Here is a 17,496-nt window from a genome sequence, read left to right as displayed (position 1 = left end):
AACGCAATCAAGATAAAAGGAAAAAGGAGAAAAGGCCCCATGAAAAGCGTCTGCCTGAAAATCACCAGCCTCATCAGCCTCGCCAGCCGAATCACGACAGGTTTATCGTTGATGTCGATCATGCTGGCTTCCCCTCTGGCTGTTGCCCAGACGGGGAAGCACGACGCGCTTCTCCTGCATGCCGCACGGGTTTTCGACGGCCACAAGATGAGGACAAACACGTCGGTACAGATAGTAAACGGAAAGGTAACGCAAATCGGCCCACGCGGCTCATTCGCCCCCGATAATGCAAAAGTCATCGATCTGGGGGACGCGACGATACTGCCCGGTTTTATCGAATTGCACGCCCATCTTTCGTTCCAGGGTGTTCCTGCTGATACTGTATTGAAGCATGGGATTACCACAATCCGGGACGTAGGCGGACCGGTACACAAGCCCTACGGTGGAAATGGCACCTTGCGCATGCTTACCTCGGGACCCATCATCACCGCACCTGGCGGTTATCCTATCCCGCTGACAGGGGAAAAGAATATCGCAACACCGGTATCCACGGAGAAAGAAGCAAGAGAAACGGTCCGCAACCTGATCGATGCGGGCGCGGTGGTGATCAAGATTGCTCTGGAACCCGGCGGCGAACCCGGCGCGCCGTGGTCGGGCGGCCATGCGCACGGGCATCACCACAACCATGCGGTGGCCGGTAATCATGCTCATCATGCACAGCCCAATCACGAACCGCCAAACCACGAACCGACAAGTCACGAACCGGCAAAGCACGCCCATTCCTCTCACCCACATCCCAATACTGATCTCAGCACTGCCTGGCCCCTGCTCCCTGAAAGAGTCGTAAAAGCGATAGTGGATGAAGCCCATGTGAACAAACGCAAGGTAACGGCCCATATCGCCGAAGTAAAGGGCGCGGAGATTGCCATCAACGCAGGAGTCGATGAATGGGCGCATGTTCCCTGTGACATCATCCCCGAGCCTCTGTTAAAAAAAGCCGTGTCGCAGGGCGTCAAAATAATTACGACACTCGATACCCTGTCGAAATGTCCCGGTGTTGCGCGCAATGCCCGGGTCTGGCGGGAACAGGGGGGCGAACTGCTGTATGGCGCTGAAATTGCACATCCGGATGTTCCCAGGGGAATCGACGCCCAAGAGCTTATGTACATGATGCAGATGGGAAATATGGAAACCCTGGAGGTCCTGCGCGCAGCCACGTCGAAAGCGGGAGAACACCTCGGCCTGCCCCTTCTCGGCACCCTCCTGCCCGGCGCGTCTGCCGACGTGATCGCCATCAAGGGGGATCCCACTCATAACCTGAAAAATCTGGAATACCCGGATCTGGTTATTTCGGGCGGAGAAATTGTTTTGAATAATTTTCCAGCCATTTTCCAGCCAAGGGCAGCGGCAGGTGACAGGTAACAGATCCTGCTCCGCTCGATGCTCAGGGATTGTCGAATGAAGCCTTAAAGTGCAATGTCACTTTGGACCGTATAGCGCGCTATAATCTCCACCCTGCGGTATAAAAACAATTCCTCTCTAATCAGGAGCAAAAATGAAGAAGATAACTTTAATATTGACGTTTGTCGCACTGGCAGGCTTGATGGGTTGTTCGAGAACAGATCCTTACACCCCGCCCTCGGACGCCACGGGAGAAGATATATTCAGCACAAACTGCACAAAATGCCACAAACCCGAAGCTGGCGCCGCAATGATATTGAGCGAGAAGATGGCCAATAAGGATGCCATCATTCAGAAAGTTCAGAAGGGAAGCATGGGTATGACGGCTTTCCCCAATATTCAGGGCGAACCGGCGCAACGTCTCGCAGAATACGTTCTGGCGAACAGTAAGACGAAATAGCGGCCGAATAGCGGCTGTATCGGCGTTCTGACGGGAAATGACGGCAGGATGTGAGACCGCGGCCGCCTCTCCTGCCGATCTGGGGTTGTTGGGGGGAGGCTCAAGACTCCCTCCAACAACCCCAACAGCGTATCCAGCCAGATGTGCTCTACCCCGATCACCCTTAGCGGCTTATGCTGAAATCGCTCCGCTGCCCCTGAAAGGGGACGCCGAGAGCACGCTGAATCGCCTTGCCGGCATCATCGAAACCCTGGACGGGGAAAAGGAGTGCGGAGAGAGCCTAGGTACACTTATGCGCAATTCACCACACGAATCGTGAAATATGTGGATGACGTCGAGTTCTGGCTTGATCCGGAAGTGAAGGTGATTCAGGTGCGCTCGGCTTCCCGTCTCGGAAAATCCGATCTCGGCGTGAACCGGAAACACATCGAATCCGTCCGGGAAAAGCTTTTGAACTCCTGAAAACGCCTTGCATATCCCTTCCTGCTGGCATGATCCGCAGCCGATGATCGTTCCGCACGCCAGTGGCTGTTTCGTCGTAGCGAATGCGTCTCCATGACGCCCCGGACGCCTTATCGTCTTGTCCGTGTTGCCTGCGCCATTGTTATCCTGGCGTTGCTCGCCGTTGGCATCCTCTGGCTGGTATTGCGTGGAAGCTTGCCGCAATACGAAGGAACAGTGCAAACGAATGCCCTGTCTGCATCTGTGGCTGTCGAACGCGATACCCTCGGTACCGCTACGCTGCGTGCGCAAAACCGGCATGACCTGGTTTGGGCGCTGGGTTATGTTCATGCGCAGGAGCGCTTCTTTCAAATGGACTTGATGCGCCGGCAGCCTGCAGGCGAGCTGGCCGAGTTGTTCGGATCACGCGTCTTGCCCGCCGATCGGGAAGCACGCAAGCATCGGATGCGGGCACGTGCGTCCTCAATGCTGAATGAGTTGCCGATTGAACAGCGTGAACTGCTCGACGCGTATCGCAATGGGGTAAATGAAGGTCTCGATGCGCTGACGACAAACTCCTTTCCCTATCTTCTGCTGGGCTTGAAGCCCCTGGCATGGCGCAGCGAAGACAGCTTGCTGGTCATTGGGGCGATGTATTTCACGTTGAAAGAAGCAAGTGACGTGCGCGAACTTGCCTTCTCTACTCTGCGGGATGCGCTTCCCCCAGTTGCCTTCCGGTTTCTTAGCGCCATGGGTGGCAAATGGGATGCCCCGTTGCTGGGTACTCCCCTTGCCTGGCCGGATATCCCGTCTGCGAGCGAACTCGATCTCCGCAAGCTCGATCCCGGCCTTATGCCTCCCGTGGATACGCATAGCCCCGACGAATACATCGACGACGTGCTTGGGAGCAATAGCTTCGCCGTGACTGGCTCCTTGGCTGGAGGCGCGGCGCTGGTTGCCAACGATATGCACCTGGAACTGCGCGTCCCCAATATCTGGTTTCGTACACGCTTCATCTATCCCCACCCGCAACGACCGGGGGAAACAAGCGACATCACAGGCGCCAGCCTGCCGGGCACACCGGCAATCACGGTCGGTTCCAACCGGCACATTGCGTGGAGTTTTACAAACAGCTATGGTGACCTGATCGACTGGGTGCGGATAATGCGCGATCCGGATGATCCCCTGCACTACCGGACTGCGGACGGATGGAAGCGCATCGAGGTGCATCGCGAAGTGCTGCGTGTACGTGGAGCGGCAGATGAAATACTGGAGGTCCAGGAAACAGAATGGGGACCCATTGCGGCAACCGATTATGACGGAATACCCCTCGCATTTGCCTGGACCGCGCATCACCCGGGCTCGATGGATATCACGCTTACCGATCTGGAACAGGCGGAAAGCGTGGATGAGGCGATCGTCATCGTACGGAATGCCGGTATCCCCGCGCAGAACTTTATCGTGGGTGACCGGACAGGCAGAACCGCGTGGACTATTGCCGGAAGGCTTCCAGCACGGGGCAAGGAATATAATCCGCGGCTCCCGGCAGACTGGAGTGCACCAGGTACCGGCTGGAACGGATGGCTGGAGCCCGCGCTCTATCCAACAATCATCGATCCCACCGACCAGCGTCTGTGGACTGCAAACGCGCGCACCGTGGACGGCCTGATGCTGGAGAGGCTTGGGGATGGCGGCTTTGACCTGGGCGCACGGGCAAAGCAGATCCGCGACACCCTTTATCAACATGATTATTTTACGCCTGCCACCATGCTGGCTATCCAACTGGACGACCGGGCACTGTTCCTCGCGCGCTGGCGGCAACTTCTCGAGCAGACCCTGGAAAGAACCGAAGCAGCCCCCTGGCGCAGCGAAATGCAACAGGCGCTCAAGGACTGGGATGGACATGCATCCACGGAATCGGCAGCCTACCGGGTGGTGCGCGCCTTTCGGCAGGAAGTTGTCAATGGCGTCCTCCGCGGATTTGAAGCAGTCGTACGGGGGAAATACCCGGATTTCGAACTGCCGCCGTTGAACCAGGCGGAACATGCGGTCTGGAAATTGATAGAGGAACGCCCCCCGCACCTTCTACTCCCTGTGCATGCCGACTGGGACGATCTCCTCGGCAGGTGCGCGCACCGGGTAGCCGAGCGTTTCCGGCGCCAACCCGGCGGTATTGCCGCAAGAACCTGGGGCGAACGCAATACCGCCCGCATCCGGCATCCTTTCAGCCAAGCGTTACCATTATTTATCGGAAAGTGGCTGGATATGCCCGGGGATGAACTTGCCGGAGACAGCAAAATGCCACGCGTGCAGGGTCCGGCATTTGGCGCGTCGAACCGGTTTGCTGTCGCCCCGGGCGATGAAGAGAGTGGGTATTTCGAGATGCCCGGCGGCCAGAGCGGACATCCCCTGTCACCTTATTACGGCAGCGGACACGAAGACTGGGTGACAGGCAGGCTCACGCCCTTCCTTCCTGGCCCATCCGAGCAAACGTTGCATCTGCTACCCGCCGGCAAAAAGGCCTCCTGATCTCCCTATTCTGGAATCGGACCCGGGAATCGTCAGGCTATTGCTTGCGGGAAGTGTCCGGTCTCCTGTCGAGACTATCATGGCGACTCAACCCCGGCTCTATGGCCTGAACGCCTTCCTCATACTGAGTATAAATATAAATAGGCAGGTCCAGGTCCCCGAGATGGCGCTCGATCAAGGGCTCCACCACCTTCCAATCCAGGCCGCCCGCGCCGGTAGCAAGGCGCGGTAGCGCGACATGGGAAAACCTCTTGCTCTCCAGCAAACTGCGAAGTTCGCGCAACGAAAGCTCTAAAACTTCCTTTCTGGCCGGAGGCGGCTTGCCCCCGATGTCGGGCGGCACTTCATTCGTCAGCAGGCTGATCACCCGTTTGCTCATCGCACCCGACCAGACCCATACGTCACCCGCTTTGGGATGCATGGTATGGCAGAAGTGGTGGAAATCCTTGACCAGGGCGGGCCACCGCTGGCGCAAACTCAAAGCCAGTCCCTCGCTGAAACGATCATGGGGGGCAACGGCATGGGCAATGACCTGAGCATGGCTCAGCAGGATATCGCCCCTTACTTCGTGAATCATGCCCCTCCCCTCCGCGATCGATGACAATGAATAGGACACCCATGATTCAGTATAGCAAGTTGTGCTGTTTTGGCTTGCCCGGTGATTCCTTTGTAACTCCTTCTAACTTCAACGGATTTCTATCCCGGCAGGTTTTGAGCGCGCCTGTTCCAAAATGGAAACCTGGCAATAACGATAGATTCGAATTCCACCAATTTCAAGCCGGGTTGACAGCGAACTTTGCCTTTTCTATACATAAGTTGAACTTTGCATTATTTCCACTAATGACTCTATTGATTCCAACTCTAACCGATCCCGAAGAGCTGACATGATCAAACCCTTTTCTGCCCTGCTTGCTTTGGTCTTCGCCACTGGTCTTGGGGCACCGGAGGCTTTCGCACAGTTGCAAACCCGAATCGTTGCAAACGGCCTTGATCGCCCTTTGTTCGCAACATCGCCAGCAGGAGACTCACGCCTGTTCATTGTCGAACAGGGCGGGCTGATCAAAATCCTCCAGAATGGGAGTGTGCGGCCAACACCATTTCTCGATCTGTCAGGCTCGGTCAATACCGAGGGGGAACGCGGCCTGCTGGGCATGGCATTCGATCCCAACTTTGCCAGCAACCGTCGATTTTATGTCGATTACATCGACAAGACCTCGCTCAATACCGTGGTTGCGACGTATCAGGTAAGTGCGACGCAGCCGAACGTGGCAGATATCACCAGCCGGCAAACAGTGCTCACTGTGCAGCAACCTGAGTTCAACAATCACAAGGCCGGATGGCTCGGCTTCAGGCCCGGCGAGCGGGGGAATCTTTACATAGCCACAGGAGACGGCGGCCTCCGGGACGATCCTGGTAATCGCGCACAAAACCTGTCCAGCAATCTCGGTAAAATTTTGCGGGTCGATGTTTCATCTGATCGCCTGCCCAATGACCCCACGCAGTATGGCTATGCAATACCGGATGGAAATATCACAGGCGGCAATCCGGAGATATATGCGTATGGATTGCGCAACCCGTTTCGCAACAGTTTCGACCGGGAAAACGGTACTTTCTACATCGGTGACGTCGGGCAGAACGCACGCGAGGAAATCGATATCGGCGCTGCCGGAGCGAACTATGGGTGGCGCAGATTCGAGGGAACGCTGGTGAATTTTCCCAACGATCCACAGATTCCCAACCATACCCCGCCCATCTTTGAATATAACCATACCGCGGATGGCGGTTCAGTCATTGGGGGCTATGTCTACCGCGGCTCAGAAATCCCCGGCCTGGAAGGCACCTACTTCTTTGCGGACTTCGTGAACGATAAAGTAATGTCCTTCCGCTTTACCGGCTCAGGCATTACCGACCTCACCGACCGCACTGCCGAACTGCTCTCCCCAACCGGCATTTCGGGGAATATCACCTCATTCGGCGAGGATGCTTCCGGCAACCTTTATCTGGTAAGCCTCAATGGGCAGGTCGGGAGAATCACCCTTATACCCGAGCCTGCAAGCTACGCGATGATGCTGGCGGGAATGGGTTTGATTGGAGTATGGGCGAGGCGAAGGGGGAAAGCTGCGGGAGGCGCGTTCACGTAAATTTGCCGGATAGGCGCATGCACTACCGGCAAATTTTTAATTCGATTTTCGCTCGGTAGCCCGTTCGCCTGAGCCTGTCGAAGAGACGGACAGTGCTCAGAACAAAATTGTCGAAGAGCAGTCCAGCTAATGATTCTGCCTGCTTCTTGTCGGATTCCGCTTCGCTCGAGCCTTTTTACTCATCATACCCATGCCATGCATCAACAAGCTCTCCGATCTGGACATCAGCTACCATAGGATGCGCAACTAACCAGCTTTTTACCCGGTCTCTATGCTCTTCAGTAGCGCTTCCTCGTTTGCCTAATGTTACAAAACCTCCGCTATTTCCCCCGATACCACCCCCAAACACCAAACCGTTGTTCTCAATGGCCTCCGTGATAAATTGATCAAAAAAATCGTCCAGTTTCTCGCTATCAAGATTTTCAGGCAATGAAAATGAAATCTCGAAGCCGAATTCCTGGAATTCATCCAGATGGAGTTTTTTTCTGAGGCGCCTGCTTCTGCTTTTGGACATGCTAAAAGTGTGTCAACGGTTCTCAATAATCTACCATACTCCTGCGATATTCCCTTCTATTTGGTCTATGAAGGAGAACTCTTACCTTAACACGTCATCTTGACCCTCCAGTAGGAGAGCAGGTAATGTTCTGCTCTTTGCGTTAACGGTTCCGGAATTTCCATCCTTGACTGCCCCCTCCACCAAACACGAGCTGCTGCACGACATTCTCAAGCAGGTTTCCCGTTCGTTTTATCTCACGCTCAATGCGCTGCCTATCGGAGTGCGCGACCAGATGGGCCTGGCGTATCTGTTTGCGCGTGCCGCCGATACCATTGCAGATACGGATCTGATCGACCGGGCAGAGCGTCTGAAATACCTGAACCAGTTCCGTGAGCAATTCATGACGCCAGGAGTCGACTGGAAAGCGGTTCAGGAGATTCAGAGCGCGCTGGTCCCTCATCAGAAAGACTCGGGAGAAAGCGTTCTTCTGCAGCGGCTGGAGGATTGTTTCAGGCTGTACGAGGAGTGTTCGCCCGATGACCGGAAGCGCATCCAGTGGGTTATAAAGGTGCTCACCGAAGGGATGGAAATGGACTTGAACCGCTTCCCCGATCAATCAAGTGACCATTTAGCGGCGCTATCCACCCTGGACGACCTGGACCGGTACACTTACTATGTCGCAGGTTGTGTCGGGGATTTCTGGACCAGGATGATTTGTGCTCATCGGCCGACGATGGGACGATGGGATGTGGAGGAGATGGCAGCCATCGGGGTAAGGTTCGGGAAAGGGCTGCAACTCACCAACATTCTGAAGGATATCGGCCGGGACCTGCACAATGGCCGCTGTTATATTCCCGAATCACTTCTCGATGAGGTAGGCCTGAAGCCTGCGGACCTGTTGAATGACAGCAACCTGCCAAAATTCAAACCGGTTCTCGACCGCCTCATCTGGATGGCCATCGAGCACCTGGATCAGGGCTGGATTTATACCATGGCGATTCCTGTCTCGGAAATTCGTCAACGGCTGGCCTGCATCTGGCCTATCCTGCTGGCGGGGGAAACCCTGAAACGTGTCGCAGTCGCGCCTGATCTGTTCGATCCCGCCGTCAATGTCAAAGCACCTCGAAGCGAGGTATACCGGATAATGACATTGACAACCCTGACCTGCGCCAACGGCTTTGTTGCAACCAGTTACTGGAACCGAGTCCGGGAACAGGTTGTCTCAGCCGTAGAGCAATAACCGCAGAGCCGGCCAGCGTAACATGCAATATTAACTGTCGTGCCGCGCTTCATCCTTGAAGTCAGAAAAATCGAAAACGTTTCCGTGCCAGATACTAATCTTTCTTTCCTTCCGCAGCAATGAATCAATCTCCCGATAAAAGCGCGGTGGCCACAACCGTGCGGCCAGCCATGGGTTTCCTCACTACTGTCGGCGGCTGGCTGGACGAGAATATTTTCGCGCTGGGCCGTGAAATGCGGTTGTCCTATCTGCCTCCGCTCATGGTGTACGTAGCCGCTGGCATTTCCGGACTGACGGGCATTGTCGGCACATTTTACGTCAAGGAGCGGTTAGGGCTTTCGGCCGAATTTCTTGCGGCGCTCGGGTTCTGGATGATGTTGCCATGGGCGTTGAAGATGCCGCTCGGGCACCTCGTCGACCTCATGTGGCGGTGGAAGAGCCTGTTGGTGTATCTGGGTGCCGGCTTGATCACGTTGAGCCTGCTCATCATGATCGGGTTGCTTGGACACCTAGAGGAGATGCGCGCTATTGCTACCGTGGAAGCGTGGTACGTTACCGCCGCATTGCTCGCGCCCATTGGCTACGTCCTTCAAGATGTGGTGGCGGATGCGATGACGGTTGAAGCCGTGCCCCGAGTCGACAAGGACGGAAACCCGTTAACGCTCGAAAGCCGCAAATCCATGCATGTCACGATGCAGACGCTGGGCCGGGTCGCGATCATCAGCGGGGGGATTCTGGTCTCGGTGGTGAATGTTTATGTGTTGCAAGGCGTGGGTGAGTTACCCGAGGCGGGCAAGGCTGCGGCGTACCTGTTCGTCTATGAGCTTGCCCTGATCATCCCGCTGGTTTCCGTTACCGGTGTTCTGTTCGCCTCATGGTTGAGGCGGCGAGATATTAAGCGTCTTGTGGCGCAGGGACATAGCCGGATGGAATCCGAAGCGCTGCTTGGGGTTAACCCCGATCCTCCTCCGGTGAACTGGTGGATACTTGGCGGCGGATTGGCTTTCACGGCAGTCTCCCTGAGTGTAGGCCTGAGCCAGATACCCGGGGGAGAGGAAATCATCTTCCTGGTTTCCATGGCCATCGTCTTATTCCTGATGTGGCGGCTGACGGGCGAACTGGAGCCCGAGGCACGCAATGTGCTGGTGGGCACGGCAATCCTGATATTCGTGTTCCGCGCCATACCCGGGCCGGGGGCTGGTTCAACCTGGTGGATGATCGATCACCTTGGTTTTGATCAGCAGTTTCTGGCGACACTATCCCTGATCGGCGCGACCTTGACTCTGGCGGGAATGTTCATCTTTCGGCGATTCATGGCTGAACGTTCGATTGCCTATATTATCGGCTGGCTTACCATCGTCGGTACCTTCTTGTCCCTGCCCATAATCGGGATGTATTACGGTTTGCACGAATGGACGGCGTCCTTGACGAACGGCGTGGTGGATGCGCGCTTTATCGCGGTGATCGATACGGCGCTGGAATCCCCCCTGGGTCAGATTGCAATGATCCCGATGCTGGCGTGGATTGCCAACTCCGCGCCGGAGGCGCTCAAGGCTACCTTCTTCGCGGTGATGGCTTCGTTCACCAACCTTGCCCTGTCCGCGTCGCAGCTTGGAACAAAGTACATGAACCAGATTTTCATGGTAACGCGCGAAGTGACGGACCCCGATACCGGGAAGGTTACTGTTCCTGCGGATTACAGCGAACTTGGTCCGCTGCTGGTTTCAGTGACCGTAATTGGCCTCGTACTGCCACTACTGGCTATCTTCCTGCTCAGGTATTCGCGCTTCCGCAATGCGTGAGGTATTGGAGTGAAAAGGGTAACAAATCTGGCCTTGGGGACAATCAGAATATTGTCCACAGAGGTCAGCCTGTGGGTTATCCAGAATATTTTCAAAGCGTGCTTGCTTCCCTCGGAAGCATCATTCATGGAGTGGAGAAAAAATGCGTTCCATGCGACAAGAAGGCCGGGTAAACTGGCTTGTCCTTATGCTGATCGTTTTTGCCGCATCAATGGCTTACTGGCTGTGGCGCGCTCATGTCCAGGTTTCTTACGAAATCGATCTGGCCTGCCGCCTTCCGGATGCCAGCGCCTGCTCCACGGCCAAAGCCCGCTACATGGATAGCTTCTATTCCGCCTGGTTTTCGCAGATGTTCCCGTGGATTCTTCCGTTTGTTCCGGCCTTTATTTATGTTTTCTTTTTTCGGTGGCTGCGCAGGAACAAACAGGCTTCCGACGATTAAAAATCCCCTTATCTTTTATTCTGCTGTTCTTTTGTGGGCGCAAGAAGGAATCTCGTCCCTCGACAGGCTCAAGGTGAACGGAGGTAGGGAACCCAAGATGAACAGGTGTAAAGAAACCAACTGAGCGGCGGAGAGGCCAAAGCCTCCCTCTCCCCATCCCTCTCCCACATGTGGGAGAGGGAGCTACATCAGGGTGAACGGAAAATCTATTCGGCCCGAAGCGCTTCAATCGGATTCAACCGTGCCGCTCGCATGGCGGGAATAACGCCGGCGGCGAGGCCGACCAGCACAGAAATTCCGAGTGCGCTGGTGGTGTAATTCCATGGAATCTGCACGGGCAGGCCGATCGCCAGGGATTTCAGCAACCATGCTATTCCCACGCCTGTAGCCAGTCCCCCTAAGCCGCCCAACGTGGCGAGCACTGTGGATTCCGTCAGAAACAGAATGCGGACGCGGGCACGGGTCGCCCCCAGGGCGGTGAGCAAACCGATTTCGGCAACGCGTTCAGTCACGGCAATATGCATGAGCGTGACCATGCCGACAGCCCCTACCAGCAGGGAAATCCCTCCCAGCGCGGCAACCGCGAAAATCAATACATCCAGAACGGTATTCAACGTATTCAGCATTTGCTGCTGGGGGGTGATGGTGAAATCTTCCCGCCCATGCCTTGAAACGAGGATGCGGCGTATATCCTCCACTACAGCTTCCAGTGGCGCGCTTGGCCGGTAGGCAATGTTGATTTCCATTACACCTTCGCGGTTGAAAATTTCCAGTGCGCGGCTAGTGGGAAGAAAGACCGTATCGTCCAGATCGAATCCCAGCACCTGCCCCTTCGATTCCATGACACCTATCACGCGAAAGCGCGATAGGCCGACCTGCAGGGTAGCGCCCAGAGGATTCTCACTGCCGAACAATTCCGTGCGCACTTTGGAACCCAGCACCACATAGGCGCGAGGATTGCGAGGATCATCCTCCGGCAGAAACCGCCCGCTTGCGACCTTCATGTTGAATGTATGCGCAAAATCCGGGCTTTCACCATAGACCGTGACCCGCCGGCTCCGTCCACGCGCCCGTATTTCCGCATTGCCCATTACGCCTGCGTTGACGTGCTGAACATACCGGGAGTTTTTCAACGACAGCGCATCCTCGATCGTCAGGAGCCGGGCGCTCCCGATCGCACCCAGCGATCTGCCGTGAGTCTTGATTTTTCCCGGCGTGACCGTAATGATATTGGTGCCGAACTGGGTGAACTCCGAAATCACGAACTGGTGAATTCCTTCCCCAATGGAAGTCAGGAGGATAACCGCCGCAATCCCGATGCCGATTCCGGTTGCGGACAACAAGGTGCGCAGGCGATGTGCGGTGAGCGAGCGCAGGGCGAAACGCAGCGTATCGATAACACTCATGCCGCTCCCTTCATACCCTTATATCCATTTCCTTATTTCCGCTTATTTTCCACTCAGTGCGCGCACGGGGTCGAGCCTGGCGGCACGCGCTGCCGGTAAAAGGCTAGCCAGCAGACCTGTTACAAAGGCCACCCCCACCCCGGCAATATTGGCCCATAGGGGCGGCCACGCAGGAAGCTGCGGATAAGCCAGGCGGATCAGCAAACTACCAAATTGTCCCAATGCGAATCCTGCTATCCCGCCCGCCAATGACAGCCACAACGCCTCGGCAAGAAACAAACGGTGGATCTCAGAGGAAGGCGCGCCGAGGGCTTTCAACAAACCGACTTCAGAGGTGCGTTGACTGACCGACACCAGCATGACATTCATTACCAATATGCCGGCTACCGCGAGGCTGATGGCGGCGATTCCCCCTACACCGAGCGTCAGCGCCCGCAGAATGCGGTCAAAAGTGGCAAGTACAGCATCGTGTGTAATGACCGTAATGTCCTCTTCCCCATCGTGCCGCTGCTTTAAAATGTTCCGAATTGCTTCTTTGGCGGGCAAAAGGTCGCTGCGGCTTCTGGTTTCGACCAGAATACGAAAAAGGGACGAGGTGTTGAACAGGGCTTGGGCATAATCGATAGGAATGATGACGATTTCATCGGTATTGAAACCCATCGTTTCGCCTTGCGGCGCAAGCACGCCGGAAACGAGAAAGCGCCGGTCACCCAGCCTTACCCGTTGACCAATGGGGCTGTTTTGGGGGAAGAATTCCTGTGCGAGCTGGGCACCCAGAACGATTTGCGCGCTGCGCTCGCTTCCTTTTTCCCGCGCAAGAAAACTGCCCTGCGCGAGATTCATGTGCCTTATCGGCAGTATATCCGCTGTGCTTCCCAGCACCGTCACTTCACGCAGGCGTCCGGCGGAGGCAAGTTCGGCAACACCGACGTTGAGCGGCGCATACCGCCTGATCTGCGGCAGGTGGACAAGCGATCGCGCATCTTCCAGTGTCAGGTCGCGTGGAGTCTGCCCCAACGCTGCGCCAGGGAAGCCGCCGGAAGTTTCGGCCCGCCCGGGCAAGACGATGATGAGATTGGTTCCGACGGATGAAAACTGGCGAACCACATAGCCACGAGCCCCATCCCCCAGGGCGGTCAGTACGACCACTGCTGCCACCCCCAATGACATTGCCAGAATGATGAGCAACGAACGGGTGCGGTAGCTGGCAACGGTTCTGATGGAGAGACTCAACGTATCGCGAAGCTTCACGTCAAATCTTCATTCCTGCCACACCTCACGCCATTTCCATGGCGGCTTTGAATAGGGATCGGCCCACAACCCACGCTTTGCAGCCTTCGCATCGTCCTGAAGGGGCTGGAGGTCATTGTCTTTTACATAGTGATCATAAACCCAGGCCATGCCGCGCCGTACCTGCTCGGCCCCGGCATCAACCTCACCACAGAGGACTTGGGCAAACATGCGGCCATATTGGTCTTTTCCTTTCGGAATAACCGTAACCTGCTGCCAGAAACAGAGATCGGAGAGAGATTCCCTGGAAAGCTTGCCAAAAGGCTGATTCGCTTCAGGCGCATCGATACCCGCAAGGCGTGCCCTTACCCATTCCTTGTTTATTACAAGGGTAAGAGTGTCTCCATCCGCAACATGAATTACCTGACCGGTGAGGTCAGCATAAGCCAGGCAAGGAAGAAAACTGAAAAACCCGATTGCCAGAGCAACCAGAATATGCGGCATTGCAGGCGCCTCGATCCATCTCCCCGAAAGAACCGAACCTGTGAATGCGCAACTGCCAGGACAGGGAGCTGTGATAGTACAAAATCTGCCAAGTTCATTATAAACAATTTATTGTTGCCATAGGATGTATTGCAGTGCTCCTGAAGTCCTGAAAACGGTAAATGGATGCAGATCATGCAAGACTGTTGCCTCCTGGAAATTTACCCTGCCTCTCGTCGGATACAATTTTTCCATCAAGCATCGCGATATGGCGCTGTGCCCTCGCCCCCAATTCGCGATCATGCGTCACCACGATCAATGTTGTTCCCGCCTCATGCAAGCCTTCGAGCAACACCATGACTTCCGCACCAATACGGTGGTCGAGATTACCTGTTGGCTCATCCGCCAGCAAGGCAGTGGGTCGCAGGATGGTCGCACGCGCGATGGCAACGCGCTGACGCTGCCCCCCTGACAGCTCGGAAGGCCGGTGCGCCGCCCGATCCTGCAGATTGAACCCCCGCAGCGCCTCATCCACGCGCGACTTTCGCTCGGCGGGTGGAATTCCCTCCAGGATCAACGGTAGCTCGATGTTTTCCGCGGCAGTCAATCGCGGCACAAGATGAAACGACTGGAACACGAAGCCGATTTTTTCCCTGCGAACACGCGCCTTCTCGATCTCGGACAGATCGGTTACATCCTTTCCGTCGAGTTCATAGCGTCCACCGTCTGGCTGATCGAGCAAGCCGATAACGTTGAGCAGAGTCGACTTGCCCGACCCCGAGGGACCCATGATGGAAACATACTCTCCGGTATCGATTTCAAGATCGACCCCATCGAGCGCTCGTACCCCCTGGTCTCCCATATGGAAAACACGCGAAATGTCAGTAAGGAGAATCATTCTATTCTGGTGAAGTGAATCAATGGATCACCCCATTGATTCACTGCTCGGCAACCTTCTCCCGCACTTGTATACCGGCTTTGATTTCCTTTGCCTCTGATGACAGCAACACGCGATCGCCTTCCTCCAGGCCACCGGTGACTTCGGTAAATGCCCAGTTGGCAAGTCCTGTTTCCAGCCTGCGTTCAACCAATCTGTTCTCCTCGTTCACCAACAACACCTTGCCGCCCTGACGGATCGCCTGGGTAGGCACGCGCAGCACATTCTCATGCCGCTCGATCACTACTTCGACATCGGCGCTATATCCCACCAGCAACGGCCGTTTCGGTATTTCTTCGAAATCCACTTCGATATCCACCGTGCGCGCCTGCTTCTCTACCTCCGTGACATACGGCGCCACCCGCCGCACCTTGCCGGGGAAGATCTGGCTGGGCAAGGCATCGATCGTAATGCGGGCGAGTTGCCCGATCTTCAGCTTGGGTGCATCGACTTCATCCATTGGAGCGGTAACATACAGACAGCTATCATCGATCAGATCAACAGCCGGCGGCGTGGGAATCCCCGGGGGTGATGGGGTGGCATATTCACCCAGTTCCCCGGTGACAAGCGCCACGATGCCATCAAATGGAGCAACCAGAACAGTGCGTTCCAGCCCCGCCTCCGTTACTTCGACCTGAGCCCGCGCCCGCTTCACATCGGCAGTCGTCGCATCGCAGCTTGCCTGGCGGGCGCGTGCGTCGGCATCAGCATTCTCCCGGTTCTGTGCGCTGACGAAGCCTCTCTCGGCGAGTTGACGCGCACGCTCTGCCTCACGGCTGGCATGGGCTGCAATGATACAGGCTTCGCGGCGCCGCTCTTCCGCGGTGATGAGCTGACGCCATGCGAGATCGCGCTGAGCGGTCAAATCCGTATTCCATAATTCCAGCAATACCTGTCCTTTCTTGACCCTGTCACCCTCCTTGACCTGCAACTTGACAATCTGCCCTCCTGCCGCTGGCGCAAGCTTGGCACGCCGGCATGCGGTCACTGTTCCGGCACGTGTATTCACCACGGTGGCTTCCACTGTACTCCGCTTGATGGTCGCAAGTTCAACCTCTATGGGCGCCGGACGCGTTGCAAACCATATTGCATAACCCGCTACCGTGAGAATTGCAATGATGATTGCGAAGCGAGCCAGTGTTTTTTTTGTTGGCATGGAGAATGGATAAATCGGGTGAAAGCAAGCTTCAAGCAGCTAAGCACACTGCCCACGCTGGTCAATAAGAAAAAAGGAAGGATTATCGCCCATATTTGACCGGGCCACTTGGGCCACGAGCAATCTGTATGCACACTTCTTTATCGGATATCCAGGACAGCCAGGGGGAGTTCCCTTTGCTGACTCATGCCTGCGCTCTGCACCGGCGTCTCGGAACACAATCCGCTGGCGCGAACGCCAAGCAGTCGCATTTTCTGCTCAAGAGAGACGCGCCGCAGGCATTCCTGGGCTGCCTTGCGAATGGCGGCGGCGTTCGCCGTGGGGACTGGGAGTGTGATGTCACGGGTTACGGTGCGAAAATCTTCATATCGCAATTTGATGCCAATGGTACGGGCAGCATAGCCCTTGCGTTGGAGATCCTCGGCAACACCCGTGCATAGGCCGGTGAAAATTTCCGAAAGGATGGGACGATCGCGACGCGCATGCAGATCCCGCTCGAAAGTCGTCTCGCGGCTGATTGATCTGGGCTCCGCATGAGTCACGACAGGACGCTCGTCAATACCGCGGGAAGCCTCGTACAGCCAGGAGCCGTTACTGCGCCCGAACCGCGCGTGCAGGAAAGCAATGTCGACCTGTGCCAGATCGCCGATGGTGAAAATACCTGACGCTGCCAGTTTCTGGTTTGCTTTCGGACCGATGCCATTAATTTTACGGACGGGAAGAGGCCAGATTCTGACTGGAACATCCGCCATGTCCAGGAGAGTGAGACCATCCGGCTTTTCAAGGTCTGAACAGATTTTTGCCAGAAGCTTGTTTGGCGCCACGCCAATAGAACAGGACAACCCGGTGCTTTTCCGCACAGCCTGCTTGATGCGTCGGGCAAGAGTCACGATGTCCTCGGTCGAGCCACTGAGATCGATGTAAATCTCATCGATACCGCGATCCTCTATATGAGGCACAACCAAGGCAACGGCTGTTTTGAACAGATTCGAATAACGGCGGTAAGCGCTGAAGTCGGCAGGCAGCAGGATAGCCTCCGGGGCCAACTGTGCCGCTTTCATCAAGCCCATGCCGGAGGAAACGCCGAAAGCGCGAGCCTCATAAGTGGCGGTGGTTACCACACCCCGTCCCGCATAACCTTTCAGTTTTGCAAAACGCGGCTTACCGTTGAAAAGTTCTGGCTGCTGCTCCGCGCTTCCGCCGATTACCACCGGTAACCCGCGCAATTGCGGGTATCGCTTCAACTCGACCGAGGCGTAAAAAGCATCCATATCGAGATGGGCAACGCAGCGGCTCATTCCGTCTATCCGTTTGAGGCAAAGCGGCAAGACG

General features: G+C 56.0%; 16 protein-coding genes. 8 read left to right on the top strand and 8 right to left on the bottom strand.

Features of this window, described 5'->3' with window-relative positions; translation table 11 throughout:
* Window positions 1-39 precede the first annotated feature (39 nt).
* The 4 genes from BMW46_RS09380 to BMW46_RS09365 all read left to right on the top strand — a co-directional run bounded on the left by BMW46_RS09380 (window position 40) and on the right by BMW46_RS09365 (window position 4,831).
* Window positions 40-1,422: an amidohydrolase family protein gene (locus BMW46_RS09380; RefSeq protein WP_074707690.1), complete on the top strand. Its 1,383-nt coding sequence runs from the start codon at window positions 40-42 to the stop codon at window positions 1,420-1,422.
* Window positions 1,423-1,555: 133 nt separating this feature from the next.
* On the top strand, window positions 1,556-1,861 hold the full coding sequence (locus tag BMW46_RS09375; RefSeq protein WP_074707687.1) for a c-type cytochrome: 306 nt from the start codon (window positions 1,556-1,558) through the stop codon (window positions 1,859-1,861).
* Window positions 1,862-2,128: 267 nt separating this feature from the next.
* The gene (locus BMW46_RS09370; RefSeq protein ID WP_074707685.1) at window positions 2,129-2,323 is read left to right on the top strand and encodes a DUF1499 domain-containing protein; all 195 of its coding nucleotides are present in this window, start codon (window positions 2,129-2,131) and stop codon (window positions 2,321-2,323) included.
* Between the two features lie 93 nt (window positions 2,324-2,416).
* Window positions 2,417-4,831 carry a penicillin acylase family protein gene (locus BMW46_RS09365; RefSeq protein ID WP_074707682.1) on the top strand — a complete coding sequence of 805 codons (2,415 nt, stop codon included), beginning with the start codon at window positions 2,417-2,419 and terminating at the stop codon, window positions 4,829-4,831.
* A 37-nt stretch (window positions 4,832-4,868) separates the two neighbouring features.
* On the opposite strand, the gene BMW46_RS09360 is transcribed toward BMW46_RS09365, so the two are convergent.
* Complete coding sequence (locus tag BMW46_RS09360) at window positions 4,869-5,408, bottom strand: macro domain-containing protein (RefSeq protein ID WP_074707978.1); 540 nt, start codon at window positions 5,406-5,408, stop codon at window positions 4,869-4,871.
* 307 nt (window positions 5,409-5,715) lie between these two features.
* On the opposite strand from BMW46_RS09360, the gene BMW46_RS15815 reads away from it, so the two are divergent.
* Complete coding sequence (locus tag BMW46_RS15815; protein WP_074707677.1) at window positions 5,716-6,972, top strand: PQQ-dependent sugar dehydrogenase; 1,257 nt, start codon at window positions 5,716-5,718, stop codon at window positions 6,970-6,972.
* 175 nt (window positions 6,973-7,147) lie between these two features.
* Here BMW46_RS15815 and BMW46_RS09345 read toward each other — a convergent pair whose 3' ends face one another.
* A complete protein-coding gene (locus tag BMW46_RS09345) occupies window positions 7,148-7,486 on the bottom strand; it encodes a YggL 50S ribosome-binding family protein (RefSeq protein ID WP_074707674.1) in 339 nt (112 codons plus the stop codon).
* A gap of 166 nt (window positions 7,487-7,652) precedes the next feature.
* On the opposite strand from BMW46_RS09345, the gene BMW46_RS09340 reads away from it, so the two are divergent.
* The 3 genes from BMW46_RS09340 to BMW46_RS09330 all read left to right on the top strand — a co-directional run bounded on the left by BMW46_RS09340 (window position 7,653) and on the right by BMW46_RS09330 (window position 10,952).
* Window positions 7,653-8,708, top strand: coding sequence for a phytoene/squalene synthase family protein (locus BMW46_RS09340; protein ID WP_074707671.1), 1,056 nt, complete (start codon window positions 7,653-7,655; stop codon window positions 8,706-8,708).
* A 170-nt stretch (window positions 8,709-8,878) separates the two neighbouring features.
* Entirely contained in the window at window positions 8,879-10,510 is a 1,632-nt protein-coding gene (locus BMW46_RS09335) for an MFS transporter (RefSeq protein ID WP_074707975.1), read from the top strand.
* A 142-nt stretch (window positions 10,511-10,652) separates the two neighbouring features.
* The gene (locus BMW46_RS09330; protein WP_074707669.1) at window positions 10,653-10,952 is read left to right on the top strand and encodes a hypothetical protein; all 300 of its coding nucleotides are present in this window, start codon (window positions 10,653-10,655) and stop codon (window positions 10,950-10,952) included.
* 206 nt (window positions 10,953-11,158) lie between these two features.
* Here the strand turns inward: BMW46_RS09330 and BMW46_RS09325 are convergent, their stop codons facing one another.
* The 6 genes from BMW46_RS09325 to dinB all read right to left on the bottom strand — a co-directional run bounded on the left by BMW46_RS09325 (window position 11,159) and on the right by dinB (window position 17,462).
* Window positions 11,159-12,358, bottom strand: a complete 1,200-nt coding sequence (locus BMW46_RS09325; RefSeq protein WP_074707666.1) for an ABC transporter permease — start codon at window positions 12,356-12,358, stop codon at window positions 11,159-11,161.
* Between the two features lie 42 nt (window positions 12,359-12,400).
* Window positions 12,401-13,609, bottom strand: a complete 1,209-nt coding sequence (locus BMW46_RS09320) for an ABC transporter permease (RefSeq protein ID WP_074707663.1) — start codon at window positions 13,607-13,609, stop codon at window positions 12,401-12,403.
* A gap of 9 nt (window positions 13,610-13,618) precedes the next feature.
* Window positions 13,619-14,092: a thermonuclease family protein gene (locus BMW46_RS09315; RefSeq protein ID WP_074707661.1), complete on the bottom strand. Its 474-nt coding sequence runs from the start codon at window positions 14,090-14,092 to the stop codon at window positions 13,619-13,621.
* A 172-nt stretch (window positions 14,093-14,264) separates the two neighbouring features.
* A complete protein-coding gene (locus tag BMW46_RS09310) occupies window positions 14,265-14,969 on the bottom strand; it encodes an ABC transporter ATP-binding protein (protein ID WP_074707659.1) in 705 nt (234 codons plus the stop codon).
* Window positions 14,970-15,009: 40 nt separating this feature from the next.
* On the bottom strand, window positions 15,010-16,164 hold the full coding sequence (locus BMW46_RS09305) for an efflux RND transporter periplasmic adaptor subunit (protein WP_074707656.1): 1,155 nt from the start codon (window positions 16,162-16,164) through the stop codon (window positions 15,010-15,012).
* A gap of 140 nt (window positions 16,165-16,304) precedes the next feature.
* Complete coding sequence (dinB, locus tag BMW46_RS09300) at window positions 16,305-17,462, bottom strand: DNA polymerase IV (RefSeq protein ID WP_074707654.1); 1,158 nt, start codon at window positions 17,460-17,462, stop codon at window positions 16,305-16,307.
* Window positions 17,463-17,496: the final 34 nt, after the last annotated feature.

Source organism: Nitrosospira multiformis (genome assembly GCF_900111585.1).
GTDB classification, from domain to species: Bacteria; Pseudomonadota; Gammaproteobacteria; order Burkholderiales; family Nitrosomonadaceae; genus Nitrosospira; species Nitrosospira multiformis_B.
The sequence above is the reverse complement of the archived record's forward strand: the minus strand, read 5'-3'. Positions and strand labels throughout refer to the sequence as shown.

Coding starts and splice junctions, on each gene's coding strand:
- BMW46_RS09325 (WP_074707666.1), bottom strand. CDS start 12,358: ATGAGTGTTATCGATACGCTGCGTTTCGCCCTGCGCTCGCTCACCGCA.
- BMW46_RS09365 (WP_074707682.1), top strand. CDS start 2,417: ATGACGCCCCGGACGCCTTATCGTCTTGTCCGTGTTGCCTGCGCCATT.
- BMW46_RS09335 (WP_074707975.1), top strand. CDS start 8,879: ATGGGTTTCCTCACTACTGTCGGCGGCTGGCTGGACGAGAATATTTTC.
- BMW46_RS09330 (WP_074707669.1), top strand. CDS start 10,653: ATGCGTTCCATGCGACAAGAAGGCCGGGTAAACTGGCTTGTCCTTATG.
- BMW46_RS09375 (WP_074707687.1), top strand. CDS start 1,556: ATGAAGAAGATAACTTTAATATTGACGTTTGTCGCACTGGCAGGCTTG.
- dinB (WP_074707654.1), bottom strand. CDS start 17,462: ATGAGCCGCTGCGTTGCCCATCTCGATATGGATGCTTTTTACGCCTCG.
- BMW46_RS09345 (WP_074707674.1), bottom strand. CDS start 7,486: ATGTCCAAAAGCAGAAGCAGGCGCCTCAGAAAAAAACTCCATCTGGAT.
- BMW46_RS09380 (WP_074707690.1), top strand. CDS start 40: ATGAAAAGCGTCTGCCTGAAAATCACCAGCCTCATCAGCCTCGCCAGC.
- BMW46_RS09305 (WP_074707656.1), bottom strand. CDS start 16,164: ATGCCAACAAAAAAAACACTGGCTCGCTTCGCAATCATCATTGCAATT.
- BMW46_RS09315 (WP_074707661.1), bottom strand. CDS start 14,092: ATGCCGCATATTCTGGTTGCTCTGGCAATCGGGTTTTTCAGTTTTCTT.
- BMW46_RS09310 (WP_074707659.1), bottom strand. CDS start 14,969: ATGATTCTCCTTACTGACATTTCGCGTGTTTTCCATATGGGAGACCAG.
- BMW46_RS15815 (WP_074707677.1), top strand. CDS start 5,716: ATGATCAAACCCTTTTCTGCCCTGCTTGCTTTGGTCTTCGCCACTGGT.
- BMW46_RS09360 (WP_074707978.1), bottom strand. CDS start 5,408: ATGATTCACGAAGTAAGGGGCGATATCCTGCTGAGCCATGCTCAGGTC.